Source organism: Actinomycetospora lemnae, from assembly GCF_028737315.1.
Lineage (GTDB): Bacteria > Actinomycetota > Actinomycetes > Mycobacteriales > Pseudonocardiaceae > Actinomycetospora > Actinomycetospora lemnae.
The window spans coordinates 81,709-106,917 of the sequence record NZ_JAQZAO010000013.1 but is presented as its reverse complement, the minus strand read 5'-3'; the positions used below and the strand labels follow the sequence as shown (position 1 = coordinate 106,917).

The window sequence follows — 25,209 nt, the reverse complement described above, 5'->3', positions numbered from 1 at the left end:
TCCGCGGCGGTCAGCGCCCCGCGGTCAGCTCCGCGAGGATCGGGGCAGCCGTCGTCGCGGCGTGGATGCCGACGACGCTGGCGATCTCGAACATCTCGAGGATCTCCGGGACCGTCGCGCCGTGGCCCAGCGCGTTGCGCAGGTGCAGCTTGAGCCCCGGCACGTAGAGGTGGGTGGCCGAGGCGTCGAACGCGCAGTAGACGAGCTCCTTGACCTTCGGCTCGAGCGTGCCGGTGTGCCACGGCACGGAGGAGAACGCGACGTAGGCCTCGAACAGGTCGGGGTCCAGCTCGAGGATCTCGTCCCAGAACGTGTGCCAGTAGCCGCGGGTCGCCGTGAACTCGGCCTTGAGCCGCTCCTGGCGCTCGTCGAGCGGGGCGGGCCCGTCGCGCAGACCCTCCTCGGTGAGCACCTCGACCAGCAGCGGGACCCCGATGTTGGCGGCGTGGATGCCCAGCGTGCTGGTGAGCTCGAGGACCTCCATGATCTCGCCCGGGGTGGCGCCGGCGTCGAGCGCGGCGGCGACGTGCTGGCGCACGCCCGGCGTGTAGAGGTGGGTCGCGGCGGCGTCGACGGCGATGGAGAGGAGCTCCCTGACCTTGGGCGAGAGCGCGCCGGGCTCCCGTCGCCAGGGCACCGCGGAGAAGTCCAGGTAGGCGCGCACGAACGCGGGGTCGAGCTCGAGCATGCGCTCCCACGGCTCGCCCCAGGTCCCGCGGATGCGGACGAACTCGTCCTTGATCGCCTGCTGCTCGTCGGTCAGGGTCACGAGGCCTCCTTGTGCGCGCGCAGCCAGCGTGCGATCTCGGTGTGGTCCGCGGTCGGGCCCAGCTCGGCCAGCGCCTCGTCCCACAGCGCGACCGTCGCCGCGGCGTGCCGGGTGGGGACGGACGTGCTGGCCGCGAGGTCGAGGGCGATGTGGATGTCCTTGACCATGAGCCCGATCCCGAAGCCCGCCCCGTAGGTGCCGGGCAGGATGTGGTTCGGCCACTTGTTCTCGGTCGAGCCGCTGCGCCCCGACGAGCCGTTGACGACCTCGAGCATCACCGCCGGGTCGAGCCCGAACTCCTCGCCGACGAGCACCGCCTCGGAGCTCGCGACGAGGTGCGCGGCGGACATGAGGTTGTTCAGCGCCTTGAGCGCGTGGCCCGCCCCGACCGGTCCGACGTGCCGCGGGCGGCCCATCGCGGCGAGCAGCGGATCCAGGTCGGCGACGACCTCGTCGGGACCGCCGACCATCACCGCGAGCGTGCCGGCCCGGGCCCCGGACACCCCACCGGAGACCGGCGCGTCGACCAGCACCCGGCCGGTGCCGGCCAGCTGCTCGGCCAGCGCGCGGGTGCGCAGCGGCTCCGACGAGCTCATGTCGACGACCACCCGCGCGGCGTCCAGCTCGGCCACCACCGACTCGACGACGTCCGAGTCCGGCAGGCAGAGCAGCACCGCCTCGGCGCCGGTCGCGGTGCCGGCGGCGGTGTCGACGACGGTCGCGCCCGGCACGGCCGCCGCGAACGCCGCCCGCGCGTCGGGCGACGCGTCGTACGCCCGCACCGTCACCCCGTCGTCCACCAGCCGCGACGCCATCGGCGTCCCCATGTGCCCCAGGCCGACGAACCCCACCGTCCTCACAGCCGACCCTCCTCGGCGAGCACCGTCTCCGCGACCCGGAACGCCTCCAGCCCCGCCGGCGCGCCGCAGTAGACGGTCGCCTGGAGCAGCGCCTCCCGGATCTCCTCGGTCGTGGCGCCGTTCGTCACCGCGCCCCGGACGTGCACCGCGAGCTCGTGCGAGCGCCCGAGCGCGGTGAGCATGACCAGGTTGAGCAGGCTGCGCGTGCGCCGGTCGAGCCCGGGGCGGTCCCACACATCGCCCCAGCACGCCCGCGTCACCCACTCCTGGACGGGCCGCGAGAAGTCGCTGACCTGCGCCATCGACCGCTCGACGTGGGCCTCGCCGACGACCTCCTTGCGCACGGCGAGCCCGCGCTCGAAGCGCTCGTCGGCCCCGTGGCCGTCCCGATGGTCCAGCTCCGCTTCGCTGCGCGTCCCGCCGTTCATCGCCCGACCTGCCCGTACTCGTCGGCGGACACCTCGTCGAGCCAGGTCGTCGTGCCCAGCGACGTCGCGAGGTGGGTCATGATCGAGTCGGGGCCGGCGCCGTGCCAGTGCCGCTCACCCGGCGGCACCCAGACGACGTCGCCGACGGTCAGCGGCTGCGGCGCCTCGCCGTGCGTGCAGACCCAGCCCGTGCCGGCGGTGACGACGAGGATCTGGCCGCGCTCGTGGTGGTGCCAGTAGGTGCGCGCGCCGGGCGTGAACGTCACCGAGTTGATGGTGGTGCCGTCGGTGGTCGGCAGGACCGGATCACCCCAGACGGTCCCGGTGAAGGTGGCGCCGCGCGCCTCGGTGACGGCGCCCTCGGCGCGGCCGTGGACGATCTTCACTGTGCCTCCTGCTGGATGCGGACACCACCGGCGAGGTCGCCGAGGGCGTCCACGACGCGGTTGGAGATGACGTCGCCGTAGCCGAGGTGGGCGGCCAGGCCGAACGCGGCGAGCGGACCGGCGGCGTGGAGGGACGGCACGCCGAGCCGGCCGAGCAGCTCGGTGTAGAGCGTGACGTCCTTGGTCATGAGCCGGCTGGTCAGGCCGCCCTCGAGGTAGTCGCCCTCGACGATGTGCGGGAACCGCTTGCTCGACGCGAACGACTGCCCGCTGCCCCCGTTGATCGCCACCAGCAGCGTGCGCAGGTCCAGCCCGGCCCGCTGCCCTGCCACCATGACCTCGGCGGTCGCGGCCAGCGTGACGGCGTTGAGGAAGTTGTTGAGCAGCTTGGCGGTGTGCCCGGCGCCGACCGGGCCGAGGTGGTGGACGGTCGCGGCGAGCGGCGCGAGGACGGGGCGGATCGCGTCGACCGCCGTGGCGTCCCCGCCCGCCATGATCGTCAACGTGCCCTTCTCGGCCGCCGCCGCGCCGCCGGAGATGCCGGCGTCGAGGTAGGTGACGTCGCGCTGCGCGGCCTCCGCGGCCAGCGCGACGGTCGACTCCGGCGACGCGGTGGACAGGTCGACGACGGTCGTGCCGGCGCTCGCCGCCGGCAGCAGCGCGCGGACCACCGGCTCGACCACCGTCGAGTCCGGCAGCGAGAGCAGCACCGTCGTGCAACGGGCCGCGACGTCGGCCGGACCCGCGACCGCGTCGACGCCGTCCACCGCGGCCACCGGGTCGTGCCCGACGACCTCGACGCCCGCGTCGACCAGGCGGCGGGCCATGCGCCCACCCATGTTGCCCAGCCCGATCATCCCGACCGGTCCCATCAGCGGCTCCCCTCCACGTCCAGGCGGATCACCAGGTCGTCGATGCCGGTGCCCTCGACCCGTCCGGGGAACCGGCGCCCGACGTCGATGTCGTGCCCCGCGACCAGCGCGCGATCGGGGCGGGCGGTGAGGTCGCGCAGCGTGTCGAAGCCCGCGTACATGGCCTCCAGGTCGGCGACGACGAAGAACGGGCGGTCCAGCGTGAGCTCGTCGTAGAAGTGCAGGGCGTCGGCCGCGAGCACCACCTCACCGCCCTCGACCTCGACCCGGCCGATGAGCTGACCCGGCGTGTGCCCGCCGACCTCCACCAACGAGAACCCGGCGCCCACCTCGCAGACCCCGGAGAACGTCGTGACCCGGCCCTCGGCGTCGGCACGGGCCAGCGCCGCGATCTCGTCGGGCTCCGTCGAGTGCGCGAACTGGACGCGCCCGGCGTGCGGGCCGGTCCAGAACGCCAGCTCCCGGGCCGTCAGGACGATCTCCGCGGACGGGAAGTGCGTGAGGTTGCCGATGTGGTCGTAGTGGGCGTGGCTGACCACGAGGCGATCGACTCCCGCGGGGTCGACGCCGAGCCGTCGCAGCGCCTCGACCGGGTCGACCAGCACCTCCCGGCCCCGCCGCCGGCCGACCTCGGGGTCGAAGCCGCAGTCGACCACGGTCGTCCGACCACCGTCGCGGACCAGCCAGAAGAAGTAGTCCATGCGGAACCACGCGTCGGGCTCGCCGTAGACGTGCCAGTTCAGGTAGGCCTCGCCGCGGGTGGTGACGCGCGTGCCGTAGCGGACGGCCAGGACCTCGTTCATCGCAGCCCCTCGTCCCGGATCGTGGCCAGCACGGGAAGCAGGTACTCGAGGAGGCCCTCGGGGTCCTCGGCCATCGGGAAGTGGCCGCGGCCGGGCATGACGACGAGCTCGCCGCCGAGCTGCTCGGCGGCGGCGCGGCTCATCTCGGTGGTGGCGGAGTAGTCGTACTCGCCGCTGAAGACGTGGAGCGGGCACGTCGCGCGGCCGAGCCGGGCGGCGATCGGCGGGAAGTCGATCGAGTAGAAGGCGGTGTCGCCCTGGTAGACGCCGGGGCCGTTGCTGGCGTAGCCCCACAGCGTCTGCGCGCGCGGCCCGTCGGGGCTGGCCGGGGCGATGAGCCCGCCGACCCAGCTGGCGAGGAAGGCGGAGTGGTCGACGTCGGCGCGGTGGGTCCACTCGACGAAGCGCCCGGGGCTGCCCAGCCCGCCCTCGAGCGCGCACACCCCGCGGAACCGGTCGCCGTGCTCGGCGGCGAGGTAGAGCGCGATCGCCCCGCCCATCGAGCAGCCGAGCAGCACCGGCCGGTCGAGCCGGAGCGCGTCGGCGACCGCCAGGACCGTCGACGCGTAGGTCTCGGTGTCGAGGCGGTAGCGGCGGTGCTGCCAGTCGTCGGGTGGGTCGGAGCGCCCGTGCCAGGGCATGTCGAACGCGACGACCTGGTGGTGGTCGGTGACCCGGGGGTCCTCGAGCAGGCCGCGGAACTGGCGCGAGTCGGCGCCCGCGGTGTGCAGGCAGAGCAGCGGCGGGCCCTCGCCGGCGGTCTCGACGAAGATCCGTCGGCCGTCGTCCAGGTGCAGGTAGCGCCCGACGCTCGGGCCGAAGCCGGGCGATGGCGGCGCGGGGTCGGGGCGACGTTCGACGGGCCGGCGCTGCGCACCGCGCAGGGCCTCGAGGAACCGGTCGATCGCCGGGGCCGCGCGGGCCCAGACCTCGCGGCGTCCGGTGATCCGCTCGCTGCCCCGCGTCGCGACGAGGGCCTGCGCCGACGTGGCGCCCCGTGGTGGCGGGTCGGCGCAGAAGTCCGCCCACTCCTCGTCGGAGACCGCGAAGCCCACGTCCCAGGTGGCGTTGATGCCGGGCGCGCCCTCGCGGCGCAGGGAGCCGTCGACCACGCGGACGAGGTGGCGTTCCGACCCGATCTCCAGCAGCAGGCTCCAGTCCGGACCGGGCGGGAGCCCGGCGAGCAGATCGTCGGTCAGCGAGTCCGTGATGCGTTGCGAGTCCAGCCCCATCGCGCCTCCTCGTCGAGACCTCGCGTGGTTGACGTCCGGCTGCGGCCGACCCTACGTTCTCGATTGTCAGACAGCCAGACAGAGTTCGCCGCGGGCGAGGAGTGGTCTCGATGACGAGTCACGAGGGGCCGGTGAGCACCACGGCAGCGACGGCCGCAACGGCCGCGCCGTCGGAGTCGCCGGAGCGTGCGGCGAAGCGGCGGTCGGCGACGCGCGGGGCGTTCTTCGCCGAGTTCGTCGACATGTTCGACATCTACCTGCCGACCGTGATCCTCACGCCGGCCCTGATCTACTTCCAGCCCGCCGGCCGGCTCGACCCCGGCCTCGCCGCGATCTTCACGTCGCTGGTGTTCGTCACGACGCTGGTCGGCCGCCCGATCGGCGCGGCGGTGTTCGGCGCGCTCGCCGACCGGGTCGGACGCCGGCGCAGCACGATCATCTCGGTCACCGGCTTCGGCGTGATCACCCTGCTCATCGCGCTGGTCCCCGGCTACTCGACGATCGGCATCGCGTCGTACTGGGTGCTCATCGTGCTGCGCTTCCTCGACGGCATCTGCCTCGGCGGCGGCTACACCGGCGCGCTCCCGCTGGCGATGGAGTACTCGACGAAGAGCCGCCGCGGGCTGCTCGGCGGGATCATCCTCGCCGCGTTCCCGCTGGCCTATGTCGTGATCACGCTGGTCGGGCTCGCCTCGTTCGCGCTCTTCCCGCTGGCCGGCCCGGACTCGCCGTACGCGGTCTGGGGCTGGCGGGTGCCGTTCGTGCTGGGCGCGCTGCTCGCGTTCGTGCTGGCGATCTACTACGTGCGCAGCGTCTCCGAGTCGGAGATCTGGGAGGCGGCCGAGGCCGCGAAGTCCGAGGGGACCTCGCAGGGCGGCGCCGGGCGCCCGCTGCTCGCAGTGCTGCGCAGCCGGACCTTCCTGCAGGTCTTCGGGATGATGACCGGCTTCTGGCTGACCCAGAACCTCGTCACGCTGTTCCTCCCGACGACCGTCCTGCGCAACCTCGTCGGGCTGTCCAACAACCAGCTGACCGTCGCCCTGCTCGTCGCCTACGTCTGCCTGGTCGGCAGCTACATCGCCGCCGGCGTGATCGGTCAGCGCATCGGCCGGCGGCGGTTCTTCGTCATCGCGGGCGTCCTCATCGCCACCGTCGGGGTGGCGCTGATGGCGGTGCTCGTCAACGGCCGCGGCCTGCCGTTCGGGCTGGTGGTGCTCGTGGTGGTGGCGTTCTCGGTGGTCGTCACCGCGCCGTGGGGTGTCGTGCTCCCCTACATCACCGAGCGGTTCCGCACCGACGTCCGCGCCTCGGGCTTCGGCCTCGGCTTCAGCGTGTCGGTCGTGATCCCGTCGTTCTACGCGTTCTTCCTCGAGGGCCTCGGCGCGCTCATGCCCTACGCCACGGCCGTCCTCGTGCTCCTCGCCCTCGGCGGGGTCCTCGGCGCGGTCGGCGCGGCCGCGGGACCGGAGACCAAGGACGTCGACTTCGAGTAGGTGCGCTCCGCGCAGGTGAGAAAAGCGTGCTGGGGCACTTGTCTCTGCTCACCTGGGCGGAGCCCACCAGGTCAGCGGGAGGCGGGTCAGGCCGTAGATCAGCGCGCGGCCGCGGAACTCGGGCTCGCCGTCGAGGCGCAGGTCCGGGAAGCGTCGCAGGAGCGCCGGGAACGCCACGCGCATCTCGATCCGCGCGAGCGGGGCGCCGAGGCAGTGGTGGATGCCGTGCCCGAAGGCGAGGTGCGGCACCGGCGTGCGGCCGACGTCGAGGGTCTCGCCGTCCTCGACCAGCTCCGGGTCGCGGTTCGCCGCCACCAGCGACCCGACCACGAGCTCGCCGGCGGAGATCGGGTGCCCGCCGATCGTCGTGTCCCGCGTCGCGGCACGCGGGAAGCCGCCGTGCACCACCGTCAGCCAGCGCAGCAGCTCCTCCACCGCGCCGTCGACCGCGGACGGGTCGTCGCGGACCCGGGCGAGCTGGTCGGGGTGCTCGAGCAGGGCGAGCGTGCCGAGGGCGAGCATGTTCGACGTCGTCTCGTGCCCCGCGATGAGCAGCAGGTTGCCGATGCCGATGAGCTCGTCGTCGGTGACGTCGTCGGAGTGCTCGCGGATGAGCATGCCGAGCAGGTCCTCGCCGGGCGCGCCGCGGTGGCGGGCGACGAGCGTCGCCATGTACTCCCGCGACGCGTCGGCGAGGCGCATCCGTTCGGGCGCCGGCGTCGTCGCGTCGAGCTGTCGGGCGCTGCGCTCGGTGAACCCGGCGCGGTCCTCGTACGGGACGCCGAGCAGCTCACAGATGACCATCGACGGCACCGGCAGCGCGAAGTCGGGCACGAGGTCCGCACGCCCGGCGCGCTCCATGGCGTCGAGGTGCTCGGTGACGATCTCCTCGACGCGCGGGACCAGGCGCTTCATCCGCTTGACCGTGAACTCGCCGGTGAGCATCTTCCGCAGCCGCGTGTGGTCCGGCGGGTCCTGGCCGAGGAGGTTGCCGGCCTGGCGGCGCCGGAACTCCGCGGTGTCCCGTCCGGCCTGGATCAGCGCGGGCGGTGCCGGGACGGCGTCGAGGCGGAAGCCCTCGGGGTCGCCGTGCAGCTCGCGGACGTCGGCGTAGCGGCTGACCATCGTCGCCTCGTGCCCGAACGGCGTCGTCACCCGCGCCGTCCCGCCCGACTCCCGCAGCGCGGCGACGTCCTCGAGCAACGTGAACCCGTCGCGCTGCGTGGCCACCTCACCGGTCCAGCGCTGGTGCACCTGCTCGGTCATGACGATCTCCCGTCGACGGCGACACCCCGATGGTGCTCCGCGCGCTCAGGCTCCGCCCGTCCCCTGACCGGTTCCTCCCGGTTGCACCCGCACCGCGATCCCGTCGAGATAGGCCGCGACCGCCCGCTCGAGGATCCCCTCCCCGGCGAGGATGTCCTCGGCCGCGAACCCGCCCGCGTACCAGAGGCGGGTCATGGCGGGGTAGCGCTCCTCGTCGAAGTAGCGGTCCCAGAACACGGCGTTGAGCGACGACCAGTACTCGGCGTACCCGACGCCCGTGCGCCGGACCTGGTCCTGCTCGCTGCGGGAGTCGCGCGCGAGCCCGGTGACGAGGCTGCGCAGCGCGATCGCCGCGTTGGCCGACGCGGACGCCGGGAGCCCGATGTCGAGGAACGGCGTGTAGAAGGCGTCCTCGAGCGCGAGCACGTGCGGGGCCATCGGCATGCGGTGGCCGTGGTCGAGGATCCAGGGGTGACGGCCGTAGAGGTCCCACAGCGTGCGCGCCTGGCGGGCCGCGGCGTCGCGCCAGGGCTCGCCGTCGCGGCGTCCGAGGGTGTCCGTGACCTCGGCGAACGCGCGGTCGATCATCAGCACGACGAGCCCGTCCCGGCTCTCGACCTGCGTGTAGAGCGACATCACCCCGACGCCGAGGTCGGCCGCGACCTGGCGCATCGACAGCTCGTGGAGGCCCCCGGCGTCCGCCCGCGCGATGCCCGCGGCGACGACCTGCTCGCGCGTCGTGCGCGCCGGCCGGCCCCGACCGCTCGGGGGCTCGCCGCCCCAGAGCAGCTCGAGGTGGTGCTCGTCGGCCATCGGCCCTCCTTGCTTTTCCGGACGGCGTCAGCCTAATCTAGGGCGGACTTTCCATACGCTGTACCGAAAGGATCGGGGCATGATCCTCACCGAGGACCTCCGGCGGACCTTCCGGAGACGCGGCGCGGTGGTCGAGGCGGTCCGGGGCATCTCGCTGCGGGTCGAGCGCGGCGAGCTCGTCGCGGTCCTCGGGCCGAACGGCGCGGGCAAGTCGACGCTGCTGCGGATGCTGACGACCCTGCTGCGGCCCACCGCGGGCACCGCGCAGGTGGCGGGCGTCGACGTCGTCGCCGACCCGGCCGGCGTCCGGCAGCGCATCGGCTACGTCGGCCAGGGCAACGCCGGCGGCCACCACCACCGCGTGCTCGACGAGCTCGTCACCCAGGGCGCGCTCTACGGCCGGACGCGCGCCGCGGCGCGCCGGCGGGCCGGTGAGCTGATGGAGGCCCTGGAGCTGCGCGGGCTCGAGCGGCGCACGGTGGCGTCGCTGTCGGGCGGGCAGCGACGGCGCATGGACGTCGCGATCGGACTCGTGCACCGGCCGGGGCTGCTCTTCCTCGACGAGCCGACGACGGGGATGGACCCGCAGGCGCGCGCCAACCTCTGGGAGCACATCACCCGGCTGCGCCGCGAGATGGACACGACGGTCGTGCTGACCACCCACTACCTCGACGAGGCCGACGCCATGGCCGAGCGGATCGTGGTGGTCGACCACGGCGAGGTCATCGCGGACGCGGGCAGCGCGGCGCTGCGGGCGCGCCACGCGGAGGACCGGATCGTGCTCGAGGTGGACGAGCCGGCGACGGTGAAGGACCTGGTGGACGGCGCCACCGTCGTCGGCTTCCGGGTGGAATTGCGGCTCGCCGACGGCGCGCGGGTGCTGCCCGGCCTGCTCGCCCGCCTCGAGCGCGCGGGCGTCACGGTGCACGCCGCCCACCTGCACGAGGCGAGCCTGGACGACGTCTTCCTCGCCCTCACCGGTCGCAGCCTGCGCGAGGAAGGAGCGGCGGCGTGAGCGTCACCGTCGTCACCCGGGTCGAGCCGGACACCGTCCGCCCGGGGTTCGTCCGGGACACCGTGACGATCTTCCTGCGCGAGTTCCAGCTGGTCCTGCGCGACCCGTTCTCCCTGATCTTCTCGCTGCTCCAGCCCCTGGTCTTCCTCGGCCTGTTCGCCCCGCTGCTGGCCGGGTCGCTGTCGTCGGACGCGCTGGGCGGGGAGTCGCCGCTGACGTGGTTCCTGCCCGGCGTGGTCGTGATGATCGCGCTGTTCGGCACCGGGAGCACCGGCGCGAACCTCCTCTACGAGCTGATGACCGGCAGCTACGAGCGGGTGCTCGCGACCCCGGTGTCCCGGCCGGCGATCCTCGTCGGGCGCGCGCTCAAGGAGCTCGCGCCGCTCGTCGTCCAGGCCGTGATCATCACGCTGGCGGCCCTGCCGTTCGGGGTGAGGTTCTCGCCGGCGGGCGTGGTCGTGGGCCTGGCGATCCTCGGGGTGTTCGGCGTCGGGCTCGGGGCGCTCTCGTACGCGCTGGGCCTCGCGTCGCGGAACCGCGAGTGGCTGTTCTGGGGCGTGCAGCAGACGTTGATCTTCCCGCTGCTGATCCTGTCCGGGATGATGCTCCCGCTCGAGTCCGGGCCGGGCTGGATGCAGGCCGCGGCGACGGTCAACCCGCTGACCTACGTCGTGAACGCCGAGCGGGCCGCGTTCACCGGCGCCCTGGCCGACCCGGCGATCCTCCACGGCGCGATCGCCGCAACGCTGACCTGCGCGGTCGGCCTCGTCGTGGGCGTGCGGGCGGTGCTCCGCAGCGCGGGCTGACCTCGGGGGTGACCGAGGCACGGGGTGTCTCAGCCTGGCGTCCACGCTGACGCTCAACGCCTGTATCTCCACCAGCTCGCGAGGGTCACGGCAGGGCCCGCGCGTGGTCTGCGAGACCGGCCCACGGGTCGGCCTTCCGGGCCAGCCGCCGCGGGATCGACCGCACGTCGTGCTGGTCGGGCGCGACGCGGGAGAGCTCGTCCCAGTCCAGCGGCGTCGCGGTCGGGCCGCCGGGGCGGGCGCGCGGCGCGTACGGCATGACCGCGGTCTGGCCGTAGGCGTTGCGGCCCACGTCGAGGAAGGTCCGCCCGCCGCGGGCGTCCTTGCGCACGGCGGTGGTGAGCTCGTCGGGGTGGTCGGCGGCGACGGCCTCGGCGATCTCGACGGCCGCGGCCTTGACGGCGTCGTGGCCCGCCGACCCGTCGAGGGGCGCGACGACGTGGTAGCCGCGGCTGCCCGTCGACTGCAGGAACGCGACGAGGCCCCGCCCCTCGACCGCCGCCCGCACCGCGCGGGCGACGTCGCGGATGCCGGCGAGGTCGATGTGCTCGCCGGGATCGATGTCGACGATGAGCCGGTCGGGACGCTCCAGCGACCCGGCCACCGCGTTCCACCCGTGCAGCGTCACCGTGCCGAACTGGACGAGCCGCACGAGGTCTGCGGTCTCGGTGACCTGTGGGTGGTGGACGACGTCGTCGGCGCCCTTTCGCTCCCGCCGCGGCGTGTCGACGGTGTGCAGGCCCTTCGGCGCCCGCCCGCCCGCGTCCTGCTGCACGAACCCGCCCGCGTCGAGCCCGTCGGGGAAGCGCTGCAGGGTGAGCGGGCGCCCCGCGAGGTGCGGCAGGACGACGTCCGCGATCGCCTCCCAGTAGCGCGCGAGGTCGGCCTTCGTGACGTCGTCGCCGCCCTCGCGGGCGGGCAGGAGCACCTTGTCGGGGTGCGTGACGTCGACGCCCGCGATGGTGGTCATGTCCGGGCGTTTGCCTCGGGCGGCGGGAGGACAAACCCCGCGCTCGTGGACCGGGTGCGGCTCTCGAAACGCATGTCGCGGGCGCTGCGCCACGACCCGGCGCGTGTCGGCCTGGAGCTGGACGAGGGCGGCTGGACGCCGGTGGACGCGCTGTGTGCCGCGCTTGGGGCGACGCCGGACGAGGTCGAGGACGTCGTCGCGAACGGGTCGAAGCAGCGCTACGAGATCGTCGACGGCCGCGTCCGCGCGCGCTACGGGCACTCCCTGCCCGGGCACGTGGAGATGCCGCCCGCCGACCCGCCGCCGAGGCTGTTCCACGGGACCTCCGCCGGCGCCGTCGACGCGATCCTCCGCGAGGGCCTGCACGCGGGCGGCCGGCAGTACGTGCACCTGTCGCCGTCGGAGGCCACCGCGCGCGAGGTGGGCTCGCGCCACGGACGTCCGGTGATCCTCGCCGTCGACGCCCAGGCGGCGGCCGCCGCCGGAGCCGTGTTCCGCCGCGGCAACGCCGACACCTGGCTCACCGAGACCCTCGCCCCGGCGTACCTCCGCCGCGCCTGAGTGCCAGCGTGGCGTCCACGCTGGCACCCACCGTCAGGATCGCCACATCCTCGCCCGCGCGACACGCCGCGCGGGCCTCACCGCGAGATCACGAGCTCCGCCAGCACCCGCGGCCGCACGTCGACCGAGTCGAGGTCCGCGAGCCGGTGCCACCCGGCGACGAGCGCGGGCTCCGCGCTGACCGGGTCGTCGGCGTCGATCGTCGCCGCGAACACGTGGTCGACCTCGTCGTGCTCGACGCCGTCCTCGACGAACCGGTTCGTGAACGTCGCCAGGTGCTCCCCGAGCGTGGCGCCGACGTCGAGCTCCTCGCGCAGCTCCCGCACCAGGGCCTGCGCCGGCGTCTCGCCGTCCTCGACGTGGCCGCCCGGGAAGTACCAGTAGCTGGCGCCCACGTCCTGCACCAGCAGGACCGACCCGTCCCGCACGACCACGGCCCGGGCGACGACCTCCATCCCGCACTCCCCCGAGGTCACGAACAGATCACGGCCACACCGAACGACACCAGCCGCCGCCGGCTCCTCCCTAGCGTCCCCGACCATGACCGAACGCGGGCGGGCCTGGGCGATGGGCGTGGCCACGGTGCTGCTCATGCCCCTGGTCGCCCTCGCGCTCTCCCTCGCCTCGCCGCGCCTCGGCGAGACCGTCTCCTGGACCAGCGCCCTCGGGCTCGTGGCCGCGGTCCTCGTCTCGGCAGCCCTCGTCCTGGTCTCGCGCGTCCGGGGACTGACCCGGCTGCTCGGCGTCGAGCTGGGCAACCACCTCCACCGCCGCCTCGGCGTCGCCGCGCTCGGCTGCGTGCTGGCCCACGTCGTCTCCGCGATGCTCCACTCGCCGCGGGGCCTGGGCATGCTCGACCCGCTCGCGGTCGGCTGGCCGATCAAGGCCGGCATCGCCGCGCTCGCGCTCCTGCTCCTCCTCGGCGTCATGCGTCCCCGCGGGTCGCTGCGCCGCTACGGGCAGGTCGCGCGCGTGCACGCGGTCCTCGGTGCCGGCGCGTTCCTCCTGATCGCCACGCACGTCACCCTGTTCGGGCACCTCGTCGAGAACCCGCTGGTCGGCATCCCGCTCGCGGCGCTCGGCGTCACGGTGCTGGCGGTCCTGCTGCGGCGCTGGCTCGTCCGACCGGTGCTCGGGCCCGGCGCCCACCTCGTCGCGGCCATCCGCCCCGAGTCCGGCGACACCTCGACGGTCGTGCTCGTCCCCGCCGGCCGCCCGCTCGACCCCGCGCCGGAGCCCGGCCAGTTCGTGTGGCTACGGCTGCGGCGGTTCCCCCTCGCCGAGGAGCACCCGTTCACGATCGCCGCCTCGCGACGCTCGGGCGTGCTGGAGCTGACCGTCCGCGACCAGGGACCGTTCTCCGGCGGCCTGCTCGACCTCGAGCCCGGGCGCGCGGTGTGGGTCGACGGCCCGCACGGCGCGTTCGTGCCGACGGCGACGGCGGGCGGCCTCGTGCTCATCGCGGGCGGGGTGGGGGTCACGCCGATCATGAGCATCCTGCGCGCCCACGCCGCGGCCGCCGACCCCCGCTCGCACGCCCTGCTGCTCGCCGAGCGCGAGGGCGAGGCCCTGTTCGCCGCCGAGATCCTCGCACTCTCCCGCCGCCTCGACCTCTCCGTCCTGCGCACCGGCGGCCACCGCCTCGACGCCGGCATGCTCCAGGCGCTCCTGCCGCACGGCGTGCCCGCGAACCACCAGTACCTCGTCTGCGGTCCCCCGCCCCTGGTCGGGGCGGCGGTCCACGGCCTCGCGGGTCTCGGCGTGCCCGCTGGCGCCATCACCACGGAGCGCTTCGGATGACCGCGATCAGCCGCCGGGCAGGTGTCCGAGCTGCCCGAGGATCACCATGTTGTCCCAGGTGACCCACAGCTCCGCGATCTTGCCGTCCTCGACCCGCACGATGCCCCCGAAGTCGAACGACGTCTTCCGCCCCCAGGCCGGGAAGGGGCCGAGCGGACCGGTCTGCGTGCCCTCGTAGGTCGCCCAGATGCCGGCGCGGTCGCCGTCCTCGACCACCTGGACGAACGTCTGCACGTTGTCCGGGAACGACGCCGTGTTCTGCCGCAGGAAGTCCTTGAAGTCCTCGCGGCTGCGGACGTCGAAGTCGGGCGTCGCCTGGCAGTGCCGGACGAAGTCCTCGGCGACGATGTCGTCGAGCAGGTCCAGCTCGCGAGCGTTCATCGCGTCCTCGAGCCGCTGGAGCAGCGCGCGGATCGGTCCCGTCTCGGCCATGACCGTCGTCCCCCCCTCGCCACGGTCCGGCGCCGACGTCGTCGAACCTGCAGGTCACCAGGGTGAGGTGACGCCGACGACCGGTCGATCGGCCATCAGGGCGTGCCGCGTTCACGACGAACTCCGGACCGACACCCGGTGGGTCCGGTCCGTCACGGACCGCGGTGGACGACGATGGAGGCGTGCGACGTCCACGGGGTGCGTCACGGCTGCTGCTCGTCGTGGTCCTCGCCGTCGCCGCGGCCTGCACGACCGCGCCGCCACCGTCACCGCCCGGCCCGCCCCTGTTCCGGGTCATGACCTGGAACGTCCAGACCGGCGCGCACGACCCCGACGAGTGGGCGCCGGTCGTCGCCGACCATCGCCCGGACGTGCTGGCGCTCCAGGAGGTCTGCACCCGCGACGCCGAGGAGCTCGCCGACCTGCTCCGCCGCGACCACGCCCTCGAGTACGCCGTGGTGCGCGGCCCGATCCGCCCGCCGTCCCCGGCGGAGGCGCTCGCGCCGATCAACGCCGCGCTCGGACCGGCGTGCGACACCGGCCCGAACGACGTCCTCTACGGCGTCGCCGTGCTCTCGCGCTTGCCCGTCGGCCCGCCGCGCATCACGACCTTCCCGCCCGACCGGCGCGACGAGCAGCGCGGTGCCCTCTCGGTCGAGGTCACCACGCCCGCCGGGCCGGTCGCCGTCCACAACAGCCACATCGGGATCGACGGCGTGCAGACCGCCCAGATCCGTCGGCTCGCCGAGGTCGCCGCGGGGCCCGGACCGGCCGTCGTGCTCGGCGACCTCAACGTCGGACCCGACGACCCGGAGCTCGCCCCGCTGCGCCAGGGCTTCACCGACGTCGACCCGGACGGCCCCGCGACCTCGAGCCGCGGCCGCATCGACCACGTCCTCGTCCGCGGGCTCGTCCCCGTCGGACCGACCGAGGTCCCGGACGTCACGGCCTCCGACCACCGCCCGGTGGTCGTGGACCTCCGGGCCGCGCCGTGACGGCTCAGGAGGGGAGAGCCCCGATCCCCCGCAGGAACCCGAGCGTGTCCCAGTGGACCCACTCCTCGACGAAGCGGCCGTCGTCGACGCGACTCATCAGCTGCCCCTCGACGTGGACCGACCGCCCCGTCGGCGCCGTGCCCTCGATCTCCCCGGCGTGGGTGCCGCGCAGCGACCAGTACGTCGACACGAGGTCGCCCTCGGCGAGCTGGCGCTCGATGCGCAGGTCGAAGTCGGCGAGCACGCCGCGGTAGGCCTGGACGCGCGCCTTGAAGCTCTGCGGGCCGCGGCCCTGGTCGCCGTTGTAGGGGTCGTGGTTGACGTAGTCGGGGGCGAACATCTCCTCGAGCGAGTCCCACTTGTCCGCGTTCCACATCTCGTCGAACTGCCGCTGCACGAGCTCCTTGTTCTGCTGGGTCGACACCTCGCCGCTCCCTCGCCTCGGGGGCGCATCCGTCCGCGCCCGGAGAGCCAGGCTGGACCCGGTCACGCGAGCAGAGAAGTTCGTAGTTCCCGCACCCCCTACACGGGCACCGACGCCCCGAGCACCGCGGCCAGCGGCGTCGCCGGGCGACCGATCAACCGGGGCAGCGTCGGGTCGACCGCCGCGAAGTCGCCGCGCCGGCTCGCCGCGAACATCGTCAGCAGCATGTCGGCCGCCTCCCCCGGCACGCCGCGCGCGACCTGCTCGGCGCGGTACTCGGCATCGGAGACCGTCACGTGCCGGATCGCCCGTCCCGCCACCTCGGACGCCACCGCCGCGACCTGCGCCATCGTCAGCGCCTCCGGCCCGGTCAGCGGCGGGGTGACGCCGTCGAGCGCGTCGCCGACGAGCGCCTCGACCGTCGCGTCGGCGAGGTCCTCGTGCGTGGTCCACGCGACCGGCCCGTCCTCGGGGACGCGCAGCTCCCCGGTCTGCCAGGCGCCGGCGAGCAGCATCGGCACCGTCGAGGCGTAGAAGCCGTTGCGCAGCGAGGTGAACGCCGCGCCGCAGCGGCGGAGGAGCTCCTCGGTGGCGGCGTGGTCGGGCATCGGCCCCATCGGCGAGGTCGGGTCGGCGCCGGCGTGGCTCGTGTAGAGCACCCGCTCGGCCCCGGCCCCGACGGCCGCCTCGATCGCGCTGCGGTGCCGGCGGAGGGCCTCCTCGCCCAGCACGTTCGCCGACACCACGAGCACCTGCGACGCACCCTCGAACGCGGTGGCGAGGCTCGCGGGGTCGGTGTAGTCGCCGCGACGCACCCGCACCCCGCGCTCGGCGAGGTCCGGCGCCTTCTCCGGGTCGCGGACGCTCGCCCCGATCTGGTCGGCGGGCAGGCGCTCGAGCAGCCGTTCGAGGACGGTGCGGCCCAGGCGGCCGCTCGCTCCGGTCGCGACGATCATGGCATCTTCGTTTCCATTGGTAACGCTACAACGTTAGCACTGTTGTTAGCGCCGGAAGCAACTCCTCGCTATCATCGTGATCGTGGAGGAGGGCCCGCGGGGACGGATCGTCGCGGCCGCCCTGCGCCTGCTCGAGGAGGGCGGGCCGGAGGCGGTGTCGACGCGCGCGGTGAGCGCTGCGGCGGGCGTCCAGGCCCCGACGATCTACCGCCTCTTCGGCGACAAGCAGGGCCTGCTCGACGCCGTCGCCACCGAGGGCTTCGCGTCGTACCTCGCCGGCAAGACTGCCCGCGAACCCACCGACGACCCCGTCCAGGACCTGCGTGACGGCTGGGACCAGCATGTCGAGCTCGGCCTCACCCACCCCGCGCTCTACCGGCTGATGTACGCCGGCACCGTCCCGAGCTCGCCGGCCGCGGCCGCCGCCGTGGGTGTCCTGAGCAAGCACATCGGCCGGATCGCCGAGGCCGGGCGGCTGCGCGTGCCCGAGGCCCGAGCGGTCGCGCTCGTCCGGGCCGTCGGGGAGGGCACGACGCTGACGCTGCTCACCACGCCCGAAGACCAGCGGGACCCGGAGCTCGCCACCACGGCGCGCGAGGCCGTCATCGCGGCCATCACCACCGACGCGCCCGCCCTGGCCGACCCGGGCCCGGTCCCCGCGGCGGCGGCCCTGCGCGCGGCGCTGCCGGAGGTCGACGCCCTGAGCCCCGCCGAGGTCGGCGTGCTGCGCGAGTGGCTGGACCGGATCACCGCGGCGCAGGGTGGGGGTCGCTGACCCGACGACGAGAGGCGGCCCCGTGCCCGTCGACTACGGCCCCCACGGATCGAGCCTGCGCGACCTGCCCCGTCTGCGCCGCACCCGCCGACGCCGGTCGTCGAGCTGGGACCGCACCGGCGGCAACGACGACCGCGTGACCCTGCGCCCCGGCGAGACCGCGACCCTGCTCGACGTCGCCGGCGCCGGCGTCGTCACCCACCTCTGGGTCACCGTCGCCGCGTCACGCAGCCTGCGGAACCCTCGCGCCAAGGTCGACGACCTGCTCCGACGCCTGACCCTGCGGGCGTGGTGGGACGGCGAGGAGCACCCGAGCGTCGCGGTCCCGCTCGGCGACTTCTTCGGCGTGGGTCATGGGCGCACGACCAACTTCGTCTCGCTCCCGCTGCAGATGAGCCCGGAGGACGGCAAGGCGTTCAACTGCTGGTTCGCGATGCCCTTCGGGTCCGGGGCGCGGATGGAGATCACGAGCGAGGTCGACGACGCGGACGTCCTCGTCTACTTCTACGTCGACCACGAGGAGCTCGACGCCCTGGACGACGACATCGGCCGCTTCCACGTGCAGTGGCGCCGCCAGCTGACGTCCGGTGTCAGACCCGGCCGGTCCAACGCCGCCTACCAGTTCCACGGCACGAACCTGACAGGCGCTGACAACTACACGATCCTCGAGGCCGAGGGCCACGGGCACTACGTCGGCTGCGTGCTCAACATCCAGAACCGGCGCCGCACCCGCCGCTGGAACTGGTACGGCGAGGGCGACGACATGATCTTCATCGACGGCGACGTCTGGCCGCCGACCCTGCACGGGACCGGCACCGAGGACTACGTCAACACCGCCTGGTGCCCGACGCAGACCTACTCCGCGCCGTACCACGGGGTCACGCTCGCGGGCGGGAAGAACTGGCGCGGCCCGGTGAGCCTGTACCGCTTCCACATCGAGGACCCGGTCGTGTTCGAGCGCTCGATCCGCGTGAGCATCGAGCACGGGCACGCGAACCGGCGCAGCGACGACTGGTCGTCGGTCGCCTACTGGTACCAGGCGGAGCCCCACCGACCCTTCGACCTGGCACCGGTGAAGGATCGACTCCCGAACCAGTGAGCGGGACGTCACTGCCCACTTGGCCAGGGTCACACCCCTCTGTAGTGGCAGGGCCAGCCCTGCTCCTCGCACCATCGGGCATCGACCACGGAGGTACGCGATGAACGACCAGGAACGCTACGACCGCTTCCTCTCCGCCCTCGGCTTCCGCGCCGATCTCGACGGCAGCCCGTCGGACGGTGTGGACCTGGCCGGTCTCGACGGCGAGCCCGTCGAGCCCGCCGTGCGCCTGCACGTCTGCCCGCAGCGCCTCGCGCACCACGTCTGCGACGACGAGGGGCGCGACCCGTCGGCTCGTCAGCCCCGATTCGACGACGTCGAGACCGACGAGCTCGACGACCCCGAGGCCGCCTGCCTGCAGACCCTGCTCGCGCAGATCGAGGAGGCGATCCTCGTGCGCGAGCCCGGCCACGACCACCTCGTGCTCGTCGAGGGCGGCGTGCGCGCCGTGCCGGCCGACCAGGTGACCTGACCCCGGTCAGGCCTCGTGCGGGATCTTGAACGGCTGCAGGGCGCCCGCGTCGATGATCTGCGTGGTGCCGGTGACGTAGCGGGCCTCGTCGGAGGCGAGCCACAGCACGGCGTTGCTGATGTCGACCGCCTCCACCCACGGGACCTTCATCGCGTTGAGCACCGTCATCCCGGTCTGCGCATCCTCGTAGGTCGCGCCCTGCACCCCGAGGAAGAGCTCGTAGATGGCCGGGTTGTGGATCATGCCCGTGCTCACGGTCGTCGGGTGGACCGAGTTCACGCGGATGTCGTGGGGCGCGAGCTCGACGGCGAAGGTGCGCATCAGGCCCGTGACGCCGTGCTTGGCGGCGGTGTAGTGGGCGAGGTTCGGGAAGGCGCGGAGCCCGGCGATCGAGCTGGTCAGCACGATCGACCCGCCCGTGCCCTGCTCGATCATGGTCGGCACCGTGGCCTTCAGCGTCTTCCACACGCCGGTGAGGTTGACGTCGATCATCTCCTGGAAGCTCTCCTCGGAGAGCTCCCAGCCCGGCGCGAAGCTGGCGATGCCGGCGTTGGCGCAGACGACGTCGAGGTGCCCGAGCTCGGCGACGCCGTCCTGGACCGCGGACTGCAGGGCACCGAGGTTCCGCACATCGGCCTCACGGGTGACGACGCGGCGGTCGAGGTCCTCGACGAGCTTGGCGGTCTCGGCGAGGTCGTCGGGCGTGGCCATGTCGTAGGGCACGGAGTCGAGCTGCGCGCACACGTCCACCGCGATGATCTCGGCGCCCTCCTGGGCCAACCGCACGGCGTGCGCGCGGCCCTGGCCCCGCGCCGCACCGGTGATCAGCGCGACCTTGCCGTCCATCCGTCCCATGCCGTCTCCCCGATCTCGATGTGACGCCGGTCTCATCGTGATCGAGCCTGGGGCGCGCCGTGTACCGCCGAGCGGCCGTGCGAACGGCCTGCGGGCAGGGGATGGACAGGCGTCAGTCCGCGGCCGCCTGGCGCCGCACCACGCGCATCTCGAGCTCGTCGGCGCTGAGCGCCACCGCGACGCAGAAGAGGTCGGACGCCTCCACCGCCTCGCGCGCGTCCTGCAGGAAGACGTTGTCCGGCCGCCGGGCGCAGGCGATCGCGATGAGCCGGCGCACGTTGTCGGCGGCCCGCGCGATCTGCTCCTCGAGCGGCGCGCCGTCCATCGGCACGATCTCACCGCCGAAGCGCCGTTCGGCCATGAGCACCCAGGTGGCCACGCCCCGCGCCGTGACCCCGGTGAGCGGGCAGCGGGCGTGCAGGAAGTCCGGGTCGTCCCGATCGGTCACCACGCACCTCCGCGTGGAGCATGACGACTGATCTGCCATCGGACGGCGTGACACGCTGGGCGCATGCCTGAGGCGGTCGCTCGCGTCGCGTCCCTGACCGTCTTCCCGGTCAAGGGCTGCGCGGGGATGACCGTCGACCGCCGCGAGGTGACGACGACCGGGCTCGCCGGTGATCGGCAGTTCATGGTCGTCGCGCCCGACGGTCGCTTCAAGACGCAGCGGCGCCACCCCTTGTTGGCGACGATCCGCCCGCACCTCGATGGCTCGACCCTGACGCTCTCGGCCGACGGGCGCGAGTCGTGCACGATCGAGGCGGCCGACGACGGCCCGCGATGCCAGGTCGAGATCTTCGGCAAGGAGCACCCGGCCCTCGACCAGGGCGACGAGGCCGCCACCTGGCTCTCCGACGTGCTCGGGGTCGAGAGCCGGCTCGTCGGCGTGACCCCGGAGCACCACCGCCCGACCGACGGCCTCGTCCCCGGCCTGTCGGGCTGGGCGGACAGCGGCTCGCTGCTGCTGCTCTCCCGGGCCGCGGCCGACGACCTGTCCGACCGCGCCGCGGAACGCACCGGCGAGCCCGTCCCGCTCGAGCGCTTCCGTGCCAACGTCGTGCTCACGGGCTGCCCGGCGCACGCCGAGGACCACCTGGACCGCGTGCTCCTGGGTTCTGCTCGGCTCGCGTTCGCCAAGCAGGCCGTGCGCTGCGCCGTCGTCACCGTCGACCAGCAGACCGGCGCCCGCGTGGGCCCCGAGCCGCTGGAGACGCTCGCGACCTACCGCCTCGAGGACAAGGGCGTCGTGTTCGGGGCGAAGTACACGGTGCTGGAGCCGGGCGAGGTCGCGGTGGGGGACGAGCTGCGCGTGGCGGTATGATAGCCCTGCAGCGTGTTCCAGTTTCCGCCCAGTTCGGCCTCGAGACACGAAGCAACGACGCTACACGGCAATTCTGAGGTCGCTATGCGCATTCTGGCTTCGTCTCAGCCGCATGCCGATTCATCGCAGCAATAGCAGCCTCCGCTTGCTCGTCTCGCACGTGGATGAAGCCCCGCCTAAGCATGAAGACCGAGATACCCGTATCGAACTGCTTCTGCCTCTCGTCAAAGCGAAGTCTGAGCGGCTTCGTCAATTCTAGCTCTACCCGCATCGGCACGAGCGCGGCGTACCGGTACAAACCGCCCGGCCAAGGGACCTCCTCTTTGCTCGCCGGGACTCTCATAGGGCCAGTTACGGTCCCCCATCCCACAAAACCTTGCGCGGCGATCCAGAACAGTAGGCGGTCACCCTCCTTTGCCTTCGTAAGATTCACCTTCCATTTATTGCCATGAGGAACACCCCAAAGCCCGAAATCTCGACATATTTCCCAATTCTTACGTTCCTGCTTTGAGATGGTACAAAGAAGGGCACTCATAACCCCTAACCGATCCTCGTCAGGCGTTCCAGCCTCGCCCACATTGCTCGATCGCGGCCCGGAGGTCGCTTAATGAGCCGCCGTAAGGCGAGAGCCAGATTGGCGCGCTATCAGATTGAAAACCGAGCCAAGCAGTATCCGTCCCTGCTTGGCCAGTGTGTTGTCCAGTGTGGCCGATCACGCGCTCTAGAAGGGCAGACTTCGGTATGAACCAGCCGTAGGCGTGGAAGGGGGCTAAGCCAAGGCAAAGGCAGTAGTCGTATTCCTGATCTCTGATCTGTTGGAACTTGAAGCCACCCCCCGACCAAAGGGTCGACAATTTGATTTCAACCCTATGCCCCTCAATGATCCTATCGGCGTCCGTACTGCGCGACTTCACCACATCAAATTCCTTGAGAGCGCACCACGCGGAGACCAACTTCTCACCGATCGCGCCTTTAGTCCTTGAAGGCGTACGAAGGATCCAACCGAATGGGCTCCCTTCCCAGGGGTCACCAGCCGTGGAGACGTAATCCCGCTGCAGTGTCTCAGAGAGGTTTGCGAGCTCGAGCACCTCCGGGTCACCAATCCTTCTACGCGTTAGGTCCGAGATCACGCGTCACCTCCTCATTGCTTGGCAGGTCGAGCAAGCTGGAGACGTCATCGACCGTAAAGAACTTGGGCTCGCCAAGGAGTAAATTTCCACCTTCGAGCCGTGTCCGCATGATCTCTATGGCGTCTTCATGGCTGTCAATTAGGAGATAGCGACGGCCCAGAGCCGCGCAGACGGCTCCAGTCGTGCCGCTGCCGGCGAAGAAGTCCATCACCCAGGTCCCAGGTCGCGAACTTGCTTGAACGATGCGTCGCAAAATGCCTTCCGGCTTCTGGGTCGGGTAGCCTGTCTTCTCCTTTCCCGTTGGCGAAACGATAGTGTGCCACCAGACATCTGTTGGCAGCTTGCCCTTCGCGGCCTTCTCAGCAGTAACAAGTCCCGGAGCCATATAGGGCTCCCTGTCGACATCCTCGTTTGAGAAGTGGTACTTAGTCTTGTCCTTGACGTACACGAGGATGTTGTCGTGCTTAGTCGGCCACTTGTTCTTGGCACGCGCGCCGTAGTCGTATGCCCAAATAATCTCGTTTAGAAAGTTGTCCCGCCCGAATAGCGCATCGAGAAGGACCTTCGCGTAGTGCGCCTCACGGTAGTCGAGATGAAGGTAGAGAGATCCGTCATCTCGAAGTATGCGCCAAGCATGTTCAAGTCGCGGTGCTAGGAATTCCCAGTAGTCCGCGAACGCGTCGTCATAGGAGAAGAGGTCACCTTTGATGTTCTGATATTGCTGCCCTTTGAAACCCGTCCTCGTGCCAACCTCATTGCGCACTGTCTTCAAGTTCTGACGACGCTGGCTTCGTCCGGTGTTGAAGGGCGGGTCGATATAGATTAGCGATACGCACTCGTCTGGCATCCGACGCAAGGCATCGATATTGTCTCCATAAAGCACGGCATTGGGCGCGTCAGGATGGAAACCGCTTCGACTCATCTAGACATACTACCGCACGGCCTACCAGCGCAGCGGAGCGGCCGGCGGCGTTGACCGCTGACGAAGAGCGCTCGTTCGGATGCGATACGGGTGGGACGCAGCCTGTCCCACCCGCAGACGTTGTCGCAAAACTCGAAACTTTGTTGTTGTGCCGCGCAATTCGCGCGCTCCTGTGCAGCACAGAGCAGTTCGAATGATACGCGGTCGCAACACCCGGCGCATAGTCGGGGAGTGCGTAGGGCGCGTGTAAGATGGTGCCGGTCAGAGCCATAGGCGAGCGATAGAAATCGGATCGGAGCCCCCTACCTCGGAGAGCCGCCGAACCGTGATGCAAACTAGGGAGGAAATAGCTGTGGCGCGCAAGAACTCCGAGGACGGCAAACGCATCGACCGCTGTGAGAAGAAGCGCTTCGACGAGCTCTGCCGTCAGCTGCGGGACGAAGTCGCGTACTCCCCTGCGATTACGACAGCGGCGGGGACCACGAGGCTGACGCCGTGGCCCTGTGGCCCAACGTCGGCGTGGGCGGTGATCGACATCAAGGGCGGTGGTCGAGTACGCCTCCGGCGCGTGGCACCAGCACCTGCGTTCACCCCTCGGGTTCCCGTGGCCTGGGTGTCGAGTGGGTGTCGTGCCCCGCAGACGAGGCAGTGGAGCACGCCGACGCCGAGGTGGAGCGCCTGCTGGACCGGCAGAACTGGTCGGCCGAGCACCTCATGCTGCTCACGCCCGGGGCCGTCACCCGGAACAGATCGCGCGCACCGATCACCTCGGCCGTGACGGCTACTGGGACACGTTCTGGGACGAGCGAGACGTCTTCTACGGGCACGTCCTCGGCGCCAAAGGCCTCGAGAGGCCGGTGGTGGTGCTCGCGGTCAACGGTTTCCGCGAGCCCGAACGAGCGCGCGAGATGCGCTACGTCGGGATGAGCCGAGCCCGAGACCTGCTCGTCGTCTGTGGGCCGCGCCCGTGAACCTTCGCGACGTCGCGGACATCGGCCCGTACTGGACGATCAGCCGGGAGGAGCGCAACGTCGTTGCCCTGCTCTATGCGGCGCTGCTGCTGGGCGACAACGTGCACCGGTTCCTCGACTTGGTCGCACCCGATCTCCCCGTCGAGCGGGACCAGGTCGCGGTCTACGTCGAGTACGCCTTCCTCCGCGACCTCTGGAACGTGATCCCGCCCGCCGACACCCGCCGTCGCGACTTCATCATCAGCAAGCTCGACACCGCCGACGTGAGAGCGCTCGCCGACGCCGAGCCGCAGGCGTGGAACGCGCACTTCGGAGGGACCTCGACGAAGTACTGGCAGAGTCCCAGCCGGTGGTCGGTGCGGAGCTTCCACCCGCACATCACGGACGACGACGAGTTCCTCGCCACCTGCCGCTTCTCGTGGTCGTTCAACATCAAGCCCGACCTCGTCGTCCACAGCACCGCGGACCACGCGGTCGTCATCGAGGCCAAGGTGGAATCCGGCGAAGGCAGCTACCCGGCGACCGCCCCCGAGAAAGCGATCTTCGACGAACGAGGGCTGCGGCGGGTCGGGCAGGTCGAGCTCCAACAGCACCTCATGCGCGAGCTGCTCGGCATCGAGGCCCGCCACCTCTTCCTGACGCCCGACGGGCGCCAGGGACTCCGCTGGAGTGCCGCCTTCGGCTGCCTCGACCTCTCAGCGATGCCCCCATGGGCCCAGCGGTGGATCGCTCGCTACTGCGCTTAGGCCTCCGACCGCCCGTCGCTCGTTGGAGTGGCTCGAC

General features: G+C 71.9%; 28 protein-coding genes. 11 read left to right on the top strand and 17 right to left on the bottom strand.

Annotated elements, in window-relative coordinates:
- Positions 1-10: 10 nt before the first annotated feature.
- The 7 genes from PGB27_RS24660 to PGB27_RS24630 are packed head-to-tail and all read right to left on the bottom strand — an operon-like array spanning position 11 to position 5,350.
- Positions 11-769 (bottom strand): carboxymuconolactone decarboxylase family protein, encoded by a 759-nt coding sequence (locus PGB27_RS24660; protein WP_274203083.1) that lies wholly within the window; start codon positions 767-769, stop codon positions 11-13.
- Complete coding sequence (locus tag PGB27_RS24655; RefSeq protein ID WP_274203082.1) at positions 766-1,629, bottom strand: NAD(P)-dependent oxidoreductase; 864 nt, start codon at positions 1,627-1,629, stop codon at positions 766-768. The genes PGB27_RS24660 and PGB27_RS24655 overlap by 4 nt, the downstream gene beginning before the upstream one ends.
- Positions 1,626-2,057, bottom strand: a complete 432-nt coding sequence (locus tag PGB27_RS24650; RefSeq protein WP_274203081.1) for a carboxymuconolactone decarboxylase family protein — start codon at positions 2,055-2,057, stop codon at positions 1,626-1,628. The genes PGB27_RS24655 and PGB27_RS24650 overlap by 4 nt, the downstream gene beginning before the upstream one ends.
- A complete protein-coding gene (locus tag PGB27_RS24645; RefSeq protein ID WP_274203080.1) occupies positions 2,054-2,443 on the bottom strand; it encodes a cupin domain-containing protein in 390 nt (129 codons plus the stop codon). The genes PGB27_RS24650 and PGB27_RS24645 overlap by 4 nt, the downstream gene beginning before the upstream one ends.
- Complete coding sequence (locus PGB27_RS24640; protein WP_274203079.1) at positions 2,440-3,315, bottom strand: NAD(P)-dependent oxidoreductase; 876 nt, start codon at positions 3,313-3,315, stop codon at positions 2,440-2,442. The genes PGB27_RS24645 and PGB27_RS24640 overlap by 4 nt, the downstream gene beginning before the upstream one ends.
- Positions 3,315-4,118: an N-acyl homoserine lactonase family protein gene (locus PGB27_RS24635; protein WP_274203078.1), complete on the bottom strand. Its 804-nt coding sequence runs from the start codon at positions 4,116-4,118 to the stop codon at positions 3,315-3,317. The genes PGB27_RS24640 and PGB27_RS24635 overlap by 1 nt, the downstream gene beginning before the upstream one ends.
- Positions 4,115-5,350: an alpha/beta fold hydrolase gene (locus PGB27_RS24630; protein ID WP_274203077.1), complete on the bottom strand. Its 1,236-nt coding sequence runs from the start codon at positions 5,348-5,350 to the stop codon at positions 4,115-4,117. Before PGB27_RS24630 ends, PGB27_RS24635 begins: the two co-directional genes overlap by 4 nt.
- Before the next feature lie 110 nt (positions 5,351-5,460).
- Between PGB27_RS24630 and PGB27_RS24625 the strand changes: the two genes are divergently transcribed.
- Positions 5,461-6,843 (top strand): MFS transporter, encoded by a 1,383-nt coding sequence (locus PGB27_RS24625; RefSeq protein WP_274203076.1) that lies wholly within the window; start codon positions 5,461-5,463, stop codon positions 6,841-6,843.
- Between the two features lie 48 nt (positions 6,844-6,891).
- On the opposite strand, the gene PGB27_RS24620 is transcribed toward PGB27_RS24625, so the two are convergent.
- On the bottom strand, positions 6,892-8,109 hold the full coding sequence (locus PGB27_RS24620) for a cytochrome P450 (protein WP_274203075.1): 1,218 nt from the start codon (positions 8,107-8,109) through the stop codon (positions 6,892-6,894).
- A 45-nt stretch (positions 8,110-8,154) separates the two neighbouring features.
- Positions 8,155-8,922, bottom strand: coding sequence for a TetR/AcrR family transcriptional regulator (locus PGB27_RS24615; RefSeq protein ID WP_274203074.1), 768 nt, complete (start codon positions 8,920-8,922; stop codon positions 8,155-8,157).
- A 79-nt stretch (positions 8,923-9,001) separates the two neighbouring features.
- Between PGB27_RS24615 and PGB27_RS24610 the strand changes: the two genes are divergently transcribed.
- Both PGB27_RS24610 and PGB27_RS24605 read left to right on the top strand, forming a co-directional pair.
- Positions 9,002-9,937: an ATP-binding cassette domain-containing protein gene (locus PGB27_RS24610; protein ID WP_274203073.1), complete on the top strand. Its 936-nt coding sequence runs from the start codon at positions 9,002-9,004 to the stop codon at positions 9,935-9,937.
- On the top strand, positions 9,934-10,743 hold the full coding sequence (locus tag PGB27_RS24605) for an ABC transporter permease (RefSeq protein WP_274203072.1): 810 nt from the start codon (positions 9,934-9,936) through the stop codon (positions 10,741-10,743). Before PGB27_RS24610 ends, PGB27_RS24605 begins: the two co-directional genes overlap by 4 nt.
- An 85-nt stretch (positions 10,744-10,828) precedes the next feature.
- Here the strand turns inward: PGB27_RS24605 and PGB27_RS24600 are convergent, their stop codons facing one another.
- A complete protein-coding gene (locus PGB27_RS24600; protein WP_274203071.1) occupies positions 10,829-11,713 on the bottom strand; it encodes a DNA polymerase domain-containing protein in 885 nt (294 codons plus the stop codon).
- 45 nt (positions 11,714-11,758) lie between these two features.
- Between PGB27_RS24600 and PGB27_RS24595 the strand changes: the two genes are divergently transcribed.
- On the top strand, positions 11,759-12,274 hold the full coding sequence (locus PGB27_RS24595; protein ID WP_274203070.1) for an RNA 2'-phosphotransferase: 516 nt from the start codon (positions 11,759-11,761) through the stop codon (positions 12,272-12,274).
- A gap of 77 nt (positions 12,275-12,351) precedes the next feature.
- Here PGB27_RS24595 and PGB27_RS24590 read toward each other — a convergent pair whose 3' ends face one another.
- Entirely contained in the window at positions 12,352-12,729 is a 378-nt protein-coding gene (locus tag PGB27_RS24590) for an NUDIX domain-containing protein (protein ID WP_274203069.1), read from the bottom strand.
- A gap of 85 nt (positions 12,730-12,814) precedes the next feature.
- Between PGB27_RS24590 and PGB27_RS24585 the strand changes: the two genes are divergently transcribed.
- Positions 12,815-14,074, top strand: coding sequence for a ferredoxin reductase domain-containing protein (locus PGB27_RS24585; RefSeq protein WP_274203068.1), 1,260 nt, complete (start codon positions 12,815-12,817; stop codon positions 14,072-14,074).
- A 6-nt stretch (positions 14,075-14,080) separates the two neighbouring features.
- Here the strand turns inward: PGB27_RS24585 and PGB27_RS24580 are convergent, their stop codons facing one another.
- Complete coding sequence (locus PGB27_RS24580) at positions 14,081-14,506, bottom strand: ester cyclase (RefSeq protein WP_274203067.1); 426 nt, start codon at positions 14,504-14,506, stop codon at positions 14,081-14,083.
- Positions 14,507-14,688: 182 nt separating this feature from the next.
- On the opposite strand from PGB27_RS24580, the gene PGB27_RS24575 reads away from it, so the two are divergent.
- The gene (locus PGB27_RS24575) at positions 14,689-15,501 is read left to right on the top strand and encodes an endonuclease/exonuclease/phosphatase family protein (RefSeq protein ID WP_274203066.1); all 813 of its coding nucleotides are present in this window, start codon (positions 14,689-14,691) and stop codon (positions 15,499-15,501) included.
- A gap of 4 nt (positions 15,502-15,505) precedes the next feature.
- On the opposite strand, the gene PGB27_RS24570 is transcribed toward PGB27_RS24575, so the two are convergent.
- Positions 15,506-15,925 carry an ester cyclase gene (locus PGB27_RS24570; RefSeq protein ID WP_274203065.1) on the bottom strand — a complete coding sequence of 140 codons (420 nt, stop codon included), beginning with the start codon at positions 15,923-15,925 and terminating at the stop codon, positions 15,506-15,508.
- A 98-nt stretch (positions 15,926-16,023) separates the two neighbouring features.
- Complete coding sequence (locus PGB27_RS24565; protein WP_274203064.1) at positions 16,024-16,881, bottom strand: SDR family oxidoreductase; 858 nt, start codon at positions 16,879-16,881, stop codon at positions 16,024-16,026.
- A gap of 82 nt (positions 16,882-16,963) precedes the next feature.
- Between PGB27_RS24565 and PGB27_RS24560 the strand changes: the two genes are divergently transcribed.
- The 3 genes from PGB27_RS24560 to PGB27_RS24550 all read left to right on the top strand — a co-directional run bounded on the left by PGB27_RS24560 (position 16,964) and on the right by PGB27_RS24550 (position 19,227).
- Complete coding sequence (locus PGB27_RS24560) at positions 16,964-17,656, top strand: TetR/AcrR family transcriptional regulator (RefSeq protein WP_274203063.1); 693 nt, start codon at positions 16,964-16,966, stop codon at positions 17,654-17,656.
- Between the two features lie 22 nt (positions 17,657-17,678).
- Entirely contained in the window at positions 17,679-18,755 is a 1,077-nt protein-coding gene (locus PGB27_RS24555) for a glycoside hydrolase family 172 protein (RefSeq protein WP_274203062.1), read from the top strand.
- Between the two features lie 100 nt (positions 18,756-18,855).
- Positions 18,856-19,227: a hypothetical protein gene (locus PGB27_RS24550; RefSeq protein WP_274203061.1), complete on the top strand. Its 372-nt coding sequence runs from the start codon at positions 18,856-18,858 to the stop codon at positions 19,225-19,227.
- A 6-nt stretch (positions 19,228-19,233) separates the two neighbouring features.
- Here PGB27_RS24550 and PGB27_RS24545 read toward each other — a convergent pair whose 3' ends face one another.
- Both PGB27_RS24545 and PGB27_RS24540 read right to left on the bottom strand, forming a co-directional pair.
- Positions 19,234-20,082 (bottom strand): mycofactocin-coupled SDR family oxidoreductase, encoded by an 849-nt coding sequence (locus PGB27_RS24545; RefSeq protein ID WP_274203060.1) that lies wholly within the window; start codon positions 20,080-20,082, stop codon positions 19,234-19,236.
- A gap of 112 nt (positions 20,083-20,194) precedes the next feature.
- Positions 20,195-20,530 carry a hypothetical protein gene (locus PGB27_RS24540; protein WP_274203059.1) on the bottom strand — a complete coding sequence of 112 codons (336 nt, stop codon included), beginning with the start codon at positions 20,528-20,530 and terminating at the stop codon, positions 20,195-20,197.
- Between the two features lie 63 nt (positions 20,531-20,593).
- On the opposite strand from PGB27_RS24540, the gene PGB27_RS24535 reads away from it, so the two are divergent.
- Positions 20,594-21,403 (top strand): MOSC domain-containing protein, encoded by an 810-nt coding sequence (locus tag PGB27_RS24535; protein WP_274203058.1) that lies wholly within the window; start codon positions 20,594-20,596, stop codon positions 21,401-21,403.
- A 1,107-nt stretch (positions 21,404-22,510) separates the two neighbouring features.
- Here the strand turns inward: PGB27_RS24535 and PGB27_RS24530 are convergent.
- Positions 22,511-23,455, bottom strand: coding sequence for a DNA-methyltransferase (locus PGB27_RS24530; protein WP_274203057.1), 945 nt, complete (start codon positions 23,453-23,455; stop codon positions 22,511-22,513).
- A gap of 967 nt (positions 23,456-24,422) precedes the next feature.
- Here PGB27_RS24530 and PGB27_RS24525 point away from each other — a divergent pair.
- Positions 24,423-25,172 carry a hypothetical protein gene (locus PGB27_RS24525; protein WP_274203056.1) on the top strand — a complete coding sequence of 250 codons (750 nt, stop codon included), beginning with the start codon at positions 24,423-24,425 and terminating at the stop codon, positions 25,170-25,172.
- Positions 25,173-25,209: the final 37 nt, after the last annotated feature.

Bases quoted from the DNA above. Each gene is read 5' to 3' on its own strand.
- PGB27_RS24610 (WP_274203073.1), top strand. From the start codon at position 9,002: ATGATCCTCACCGAGGACCTCCGGCGGACCTTCCGGAGACGCGGCGCG.
- PGB27_RS24565 (WP_274203064.1), bottom strand. From the start codon at position 16,881: ATGATCGTCGCGACCGGAGCGAGCGGCCGCCTGGGCCGCACCGTCCTC.
- PGB27_RS24590 (WP_274203069.1), bottom strand. From the start codon at position 12,729: ATGGAGGTCGTCGCCCGGGCCGTGGTCGTGCGGGACGGGTCGGTCCTG.
- PGB27_RS24545 (WP_274203060.1), bottom strand. From the start codon at position 20,082: ATGGGACGGATGGACGGCAAGGTCGCGCTGATCACCGGTGCGGCGCGG.
- PGB27_RS24600 (WP_274203071.1), bottom strand. From the start codon at position 11,713: ATGACCACCATCGCGGGCGTCGACGTCACGCACCCCGACAAGGTGCTC.
- PGB27_RS24630 (WP_274203077.1), bottom strand. From the start codon at position 5,350: ATGGGGCTGGACTCGCAACGCATCACGGACTCGCTGACCGACGATCTG.
- PGB27_RS24535 (WP_274203058.1), top strand. From the start codon at position 20,594: ATGCCTGAGGCGGTCGCTCGCGTCGCGTCCCTGACCGTCTTCCCGGTC.
- PGB27_RS24550 (WP_274203061.1), top strand. From the start codon at position 18,856: ATGAACGACCAGGAACGCTACGACCGCTTCCTCTCCGCCCTCGGCTTC.
- PGB27_RS24530 (WP_274203057.1), bottom strand. From the start codon at position 23,455: ATGAGTCGAAGCGGTTTCCATCCTGACGCGCCCAATGCCGTGCTTTAT.
- PGB27_RS24635 (WP_274203078.1), bottom strand. From the start codon at position 4,118: ATGAACGAGGTCCTGGCCGTCCGCTACGGCACGCGCGTCACCACCCGC.
- PGB27_RS24585 (WP_274203068.1), top strand. From the start codon at position 12,815: ATGACCGAACGCGGGCGGGCCTGGGCGATGGGCGTGGCCACGGTGCTG.
- PGB27_RS24620 (WP_274203075.1), bottom strand. From the start codon at position 8,109: ATGACCGAGCAGGTGCACCAGCGCTGGACCGGTGAGGTGGCCACGCAG.
- PGB27_RS24625 (WP_274203076.1), top strand. From the start codon at position 5,461: ATGACGAGTCACGAGGGGCCGGTGAGCACCACGGCAGCGACGGCCGCA.
- PGB27_RS24650 (WP_274203081.1), bottom strand. From the start codon at position 2,057: ATGAACGGCGGGACGCGCAGCGAAGCGGAGCTGGACCATCGGGACGGC.
- PGB27_RS24615 (WP_274203074.1), bottom strand. From the start codon at position 8,922: ATGGCCGACGAGCACCACCTCGAGCTGCTCTGGGGCGGCGAGCCCCCG.
- PGB27_RS24580 (WP_274203067.1), bottom strand. From the start codon at position 14,506: ATGGCCGAGACGGGACCGATCCGCGCGCTGCTCCAGCGGCTCGAGGAC.
- PGB27_RS24640 (WP_274203079.1), bottom strand. From the start codon at position 3,315: ATGGGACCGGTCGGGATGATCGGGCTGGGCAACATGGGTGGGCGCATG.